Below are 6,598 nucleotides of genomic sequence, written 5' to 3' on the forward strand. Positions count from 1 at the left end.
TCCCTCCTTGTTCGGAAATTGATGATGAGTCAACAACACACAACCCAGACATCTGGTCAGGGTCTGCTTGAGCGCGTATTCAAACTGCGCGAGCACGGCACAACGGCACGCACCGAAGTGATCGCCGGTTTTACTACCTTCCTGACGATGGTCTACATCGTTTTTGTGAACCCGCAAATTCTGGGCGTGGCTGGCATGGACACCAGCGCCGTCTTTGTTACCACCTGTCTGATCGCGGCCCTTGGCAGCATTCTGATGGGCGTTTTCGCTAACCTGCCCGTGGCGCTGGCCCCGGCGATGGGTCTGAACGCGTTCTTCGCGTTCGTGGTGGTTCAGGCGATGGGCCTGCCGTGGCAGGTTGGTATGGGCGCTATCTTCTGGGGCGCGGTCGGCCTGCTGCTGCTGACTATCTTCCGCGTCCGCTACTGGATGATTGCCAATATCCCGGTGAGCCTGCGCGTGGGTATCACCAGCGGTATCGGTCTGTTCATCGGCATGATGGGGCTAAAAAACGCCGGTGTGATCGTGGCGAACCCGGAAACCCTGGTGAGCATCGGTAACCTGACCTCGCACAGCGTGCTGCTGGGCGTGCTGGGCTTCTTCATCATCGCGATCCTGGCGTCGCGCAACATCCACGCTGCGGTGCTAGTCTCTATCATCGTGACCACGCTGCTGGGCTGGATGCTGGGTGACGTGCATTACAGCGGTATTGTCTCTGCGCCGCCGAGCGTCTCTACCGTGATTGGTCACGTTGATCTGGCGGGCTCTCTGAACCTGGGCCTGGCGGGGGTGATCTTCTCCTTCATGCTGGTCAACCTGTTTGACTCCTCCGGTACGCTGATTGGCGTGACGGACAAAGCGGGTCTGGCGGACGAGAAAGGCAAATTCCCGCGCATGAAGCAGGCGCTGTATGTGGATAGCATCTCTTCCGTTGCGGGTTCTTTCATCGGCACCTCGTCTGTTACCGCTTACATTGAATCCTCTTCCGGCGTCTCCGTGGGCGGCCGTACCGGCCTGACGGCGGTGGTGGTGGGTCTGCTGTTCCTGCTGGTGATCTTCCTCTCTCCACTCGCCGGGATGGTGCCACCGTACGCGGCGGCGGGTGCGCTGATTTATGTCGGCGTGCTGATGACCTCGAGCCTGGCGCGCGTGAAGTGGGAAGATTTAACCGAAGCGGTGCCAGCCTTTATTACAGCCGTAATGATGCCGTTCAGCTTCTCGATCACCGAAGGGATCGCGCTGGGCTTTATCTCTTACTGCGTGATGAAGATCGGTACCGGTCGCTTCCGCGAACTCAGCCCGTGCGTGATGATTGTGGCGCTGCTGTTTGTGCTGAAGATTGTGTTTATTGACGCGCACTAAGGTGCGGTTTGTGGTGTCAGGTGGCGCTTCGCTTACCTGACCTACTGACGCGTGTAGGCCCGGTAAGCGCTAGCGCCACCGGGCTTTTTTATCAGGCTTTAACCCGCTTAATATAATCCCCAAACGCGGTCAGCTGGCCAGACAGATGGTCACGCGTGCTCTGATCCACCACTTCACCCGTCTGCGGGTCGACCTTGTTCTGAATCACACCGCCCATAAATTCCGGCTTGTTCATGACCATCGCATCCAGGAACACCAGGATCTGACGCAGGTGATACTGGCAGCGCGCGCCGCCGATAGCGCCCATAGAGCTGGTCTGGATCAGCACCGGTTTGCCTGACAGCGGCTGCTCCGGTAAACGGGATAACCAGTCAATCGCGTTCTTCAGGCCACCCGGCACCGAGTAGTTATACTCTGGCGTTACAATCACCACGCCGTCAGCCTGGCGGATCTGCTCGGCTATCGCTTCCACGCTCTGCGGGAACCCTTCTTCCTGCTGAACGTCAGCATCATAAAGCGGGATGTCGCCAATAGACGGCAGGGCACTGATTTCCATTCCCGCAGGCGCCAGCTGCGGCAGCGTGCGTGCAACCATCCCGTTAAAAGAACCTTTGCGCAGGCTTCCCAGTAACGTAACAACTTTCAACGTATCAGACATGATTACTCCTGTTTCATCATGATGATCCTGGACGGATCAGCTATGGGTGTATGCTTTTTCTGCCGGTAAACTGGTTAATCGCATCAGGCGCGCGGCGGGCTCGTTGGCGCGCTCGGGGACATCCGGAAGACTACGCCAACCGCGAATACTGTCAAATTCCCAGATTTTCAGCCGTTCGATGGCGGGACTCACCGCAACAGACCAGATCAACACGTCCTCAGCGTCGCTGAGCGCCTCTACCAGCGAGGCTTTTGTGGCCCGCAGGCGTCCGGAGCCAGGCAGCAGCTGCAACAGGCTGGCGTCGTCTGACGCCGCACCGCTCAGTTTGCGGATGCTCTGGCGAAGGGTAATGAGCTGCGCTCTGGCTTCAACGGGGTCGTTCTGGTTACGTATCCACAGCATTTCATTGCTTGAGAGCGGGTATTCATCAAGCGCGTTAGCCCCGTGGAAGCTGCGCGTGACGCGTTGCAACTCCATATCCAGCCCGCAATCGCCTTCGGTGGTCAGCGCGACGCCAACAATGTTGCCGGTGTACGCAATGGAAAAATGGGGGAGTGCCGGGTCCGCAAAAACCGGGCGACCTTCTGGCTGGGTGAGTATGTCCGGTAATTCGCTGGTGCCGTACAGCATAAAAAGCAGTTCTGCGAGAAGTGCTCTGGAGGCTAAAAACCGCGTCCTGCGGTGTTCAGGTAGCTTGAGCGCCTCACCGTGGCAGGCTGAAGAAATTCTGGCCGATACGAGATGCCCTTCCGCTAATGTTCCTCGTGCAAAGTGCGTAGCCATTTTTCGCTCCTTGATAATGGTCGTAGTCGGTTAAACGGTTACATGATTATCGCTTAACTCAGCTTCTGTTTTAATCAGTAAATAGAAATAAGAGAAGCCTGAGGACCGAACTTTACATTATCTTAGGCAAAAACCTGACCTGGCGCGGTATACAGGGCTTTTATGGTTTCGCGCAGCCAGATAATTTTCGGATTATGGCTGTTCCGCTTATGCCAGATGAGCGTGAAGGGGACGGTCAACTTTTCTGCCTGTGCCTCATCGATGGGAATGGGAAGGCATACAAGTTTACGCTGGTGGAGTTGATTATAGTGATGGCAGTAGTAAGGCGCAGTGGCAATGCAGTTGTGGTCCGGCTGGGCCGCCACAAACATCGACTGTTCAAAGCCGGGCAGGCACATGGCGACGTTGCGCTCGCGGCCCATCTCCTTTAGCACCTCATCAAGCGCCCAGGTATCGCTGCGCTCCCAGAAGATGCTGATGTGCGGGTAGCGCAGAAACGTCTCGAGGTTCCACGCTTCGCGAAGTGCCGGATGGTCTTCTCGCAAATAGACGCACGGACGGTCGCTGAACAGGATTTCGTAGTCAATAAACCATGGCATCAGCTTCAGCAGCTCGCGGGAGCGCGGGTGCGTTTCGCGGCCGGTAAAACCGAGATCAACCTCCCCGCGCGTAATGGCGTCCAGCGAATCGTAATCCCACTGGCGCAACTTCACCGTCGCCTGCGGGTAGCGCTGATTCACCTGCTCCAGCAGGGTGTTAAAGCGAATCAGCATCAGCGGCGTTTCGGCGGCGAGCACAAACTTGAGCCCGCCAGGAGAGCTGTGGTGAGATTTATCGACGATCTGATTACCAATCTGCATCCAGTCGGCCAGGTCCTGTTCCAGGCTCACCGTCAGCGGCGTGGGCAGTAGTCCTAAAGGCGTTTTTACAAACAGCGGATCGTCGAACCAGTCGCGCAGCTTCGCCAGCGATTTACTCACCGCGGACGGCGTCACGTTCATCCGCTTCGCGGCTTTGGTGACGCTGCGCTCCTGCAACAACAGTTGCAGGCAAAGTAAAAGATTAAGATCGAGACTGCTGATGGGCTTCTTCATAGTGCGCCGCGGGCTGGATGACCATAAGTAAGATAATGCTAAGTATGCTACAGCCAATCAGCACCCCGATCAGCATATTCAGCGCGTGAAGGCCGATCACTGCCGCCAGCCAAATCCACAGCGACGAACCGCAGACCTGCGCAATGCCCAGCACCGAGCTTGCCACGCCAGCCCGCAGTGAGAACGGACCAAGCGCCTGACTCATCGCCACGCCGAAGCCGCCGGAGAATCCGGCGCAGATCAGGGTCATACTCACCAGCATCAGCGCGTGTGAGGTGGCGGTCGCCAGAATGACGCTGGCGGCGAGAAACAGCGTCTGTGAAGTGAGCATCATCGTGCGTTGGCGGAAAATATTGAGTGCAAAGGGCATCGAGAATGAAACCACCATGCTGACCATCGCATTGAGCGCCATCATCGTCGAATACTCACCGCGATCGAAGCCCATCGTTTCCATCAGTAACACCGGGGAAACGTTTACATAGGTGAGGATCACCGCCACGCTGAGCGTGATGATGGTCAGGCGGCTCAGGAAAAAGCGATTCAGAAGCTTTTCAGCCGGATGAAAGGTAGCAGCGTGGTGCATCTGCTGCGAACCGGGATGGGTCTCTTTCAGCACCGTCACGGACAGAATAAAGACGATAGTGCCCATGGTGGCCATGGTCCAGAAAAGGCTCTGCCATGGAAATTTCAGCATGATCAGGTAGCCCACGACCGGCGCCAGCACCGGGATGATGCAGGTAATGCCGTTCAGCATCGACAGCACCCTGGCGCGGCGCTGGGCGCTTAAGGTATCGCGAAGAATGGCAAACGCCACCACGTAGCATCCGCCCGCGCCAATGCCCTGAATAAAGCGCCCTGCCAGGAACATCGTGCTTTCCTGAGCCATTGAACACAGTACCGATGCCAGCGCAAAAATAACCGCACCCGTAATGGCGACGGGCTGACGACCGGCTTTATCCGCGATTTTCCCGGCAAACACCATCGACGACGCCATCCCCCCAAGGTAGGCCGAAAACGCGATGTGCAGCTGCGCCTCGCTGGCCCCCAGATCGCGGGCAATATGCGGTAGCCCCACCAGATACATATCAATGCCGGATGGATAAAGCAGAACGAGTGCAAAACTACAGAACAGAAAACGAGCCATAAATCCCCCATGGATGCAGGCATGCAGGATAGGGGGCATGGAGGGGATAAAGCGAGTTGCCATTTGGACAATGGTGATTTCCTGAAAGGAAAAAATAATCATCAGCGTAACCGGCAGCCTATCTTGCTAAGGACTCTAAAACCGTGATGAAGGTTGAGCATAATCGCAAGGGCATTTTTGAGTTTCAGTTAGCTATAACGCTTTGGCCCATACTGTCCTCTTTTAGCGTAATCAAATCACAGTTTTTCTGCAATAATGTGTAAAACACCTATGCTATATCATGCATTATTCTTGGTTCGTATTTGTTATATATATTATTATTTTTGATATGTATTGATTGATGGCGTTTTTGGAATTGCTAATTCCGCCAATATTAATTTTGCTATATTTTTTGGTGGCATCTTTCAATACATTGTAAAAAGCTACTGAGAGCCATGTATAAGATTTTAGATAGTTTTTAGTAATGCATAAAAATAATGGGGTATAATGTTTTTGGGTTATTTTTGGGTGGTAGGTGTGCTTGAAAAGCAGAGGTGTTCAATAATTACAATGCTTGTTTTTTCAAGCGTTAGGTTGTCCGGTTGTTTAGAGTTAAATAATTCAAGTGAATTTATTGCGCTTATTCATTTAAGGCTTCTGTTTCACTATATAATGTTGCGTCTTGGATATAATATCTCAGTGATGTCTACCCATGATTATAAATGTGACCTGGATTATACATGGCTATATAATTGTTTGATCCCGCAGCGATCATATATATTTTTCGCGGCCCGCACCCGTTTACCGAGCGATGGACCAGCGAGTTATAAAGTTAACGGCTTTCCAGCAGTGCGGCTCCCTGTTATTCACAGCGGTAATGTACCAGCCGATGCAGGTTATCATAATAATAGTGGTGGCTATGGCTACAGCCTTCGAGGATTAGGCATTCATCCTTTTCTGTCAGCTTGCTGTGTTCGTCATAACGGTAAATGAACGCTGCGTCTTCGTTGTTACTGTTATTCCACCACATTGCCAGCAACCCTGGATACAGTTCCCCTTCTGCCAGCCTGTCGACTGCCGGATGGTGGATTTATAGCTGATATTATTGCTGCGCCAATCATTTTTCCCGTCTATCCTTGTATAATCGAGGTAACATTTAGTGGCTGCACTTTATCCCGTCGCCGCATTCCACTCATGAATTATTCATTTGTGTTATTTACGATTTTATTCTATTTCATTTTAAATGGATTTTTTATAGTTTTATAACTTTCCCACGCTTGCCTCCGTCATCAATAAAATACGTTCCTAAACGCAATTTATCCCGTTCATCTTTTCTTATTAAAGTAAACTCCTCTATTAATGAATAGTGGTTATATACTGAACGATAAGAAAGTACTACTACGTTAGAGTTGATGACATTACTTGATATCAAATCAGACTTTATAAAATCACCTAAAACTTCCTTTTTTCTTTTCATTAACGTAAAAAAATCTTCTTTGCTTGTGATTTTTTTAAATTCATCAGTCCCATTAGTATATAAAGTGGAGAAATCGTTTTTATTATATAAACTCTGATAGT

6 protein-coding genes are annotated in these 6,598 nt (G+C 52.3%); 1 reads left to right on the forward strand and 5 read right to left on the reverse strand.

What is annotated here, in order from left to right:
* The first annotated feature begins 24 nt into the window (after window positions 1–24).
* Window positions 25–1,362 carry an adenine permease AdeP gene (gene adeP / locus IM267_RS19865; RefSeq protein ID WP_139152660.1) on the forward strand — a complete coding sequence of 446 codons (1,338 nt, stop codon included), beginning with the start codon at window positions 25–27 and terminating at the stop codon, window positions 1,360–1,362.
* 91 nt (window positions 1,363–1,453) lie between these two features.
* On the opposite strand, the gene IM267_RS19870 is transcribed toward adeP, so the two are convergent.
* The 5 genes from IM267_RS19870 to IM267_RS19890 all read right to left on the reverse strand — a co-directional run.
* On the reverse strand, window positions 1,454–2,020 hold the full coding sequence (locus IM267_RS19870; RefSeq protein ID WP_003861147.1) for an NADPH-dependent FMN reductase: 567 nt from the start codon (window positions 2,018–2,020) through the stop codon (window positions 1,454–1,456).
* Window positions 2,021–2,056: 36 nt separating this feature from the next.
* Window positions 2,057–2,803: a 4'-phosphopantetheinyl transferase superfamily protein gene (locus IM267_RS19875; RefSeq protein WP_193034133.1), complete on the reverse strand. Its 747-nt coding sequence runs from the start codon at window positions 2,801–2,803 to the stop codon at window positions 2,057–2,059.
* 122 nt (window positions 2,804–2,925) lie between these two features.
* Complete coding sequence (yidZ, locus tag IM267_RS19880) at window positions 2,926–3,897, reverse strand: HTH-type transcriptional regulator YidZ (protein WP_063868605.1); 972 nt, start codon at window positions 3,895–3,897, stop codon at window positions 2,926–2,928.
* Window positions 3,866–5,041: an MFS transporter gene (locus IM267_RS19885; protein WP_193034134.1), complete on the reverse strand. Its 1,176-nt coding sequence runs from the start codon at window positions 5,039–5,041 to the stop codon at window positions 3,866–3,868. The genes yidZ and IM267_RS19885 overlap by 32 nt, the downstream gene beginning before the upstream one ends.
* 1,231 nt (window positions 5,042–6,272) lie before the next feature.
* Window positions 6,273–6,598 (reverse strand): sugar tyrosine-protein kinase (locus IM267_RS19890; RefSeq protein WP_193034135.1); only part of this gene is annotated, 326 nt, incomplete at its 5' end.

It is taken from the genome of Enterobacter cloacae complex sp. P15RS (assembly GCF_014895905.1).
GTDB classification, from domain to species: domain Bacteria; phylum Pseudomonadota; class Gammaproteobacteria; order Enterobacterales; family Enterobacteriaceae; genus Enterobacter; species Enterobacter quasihormaechei.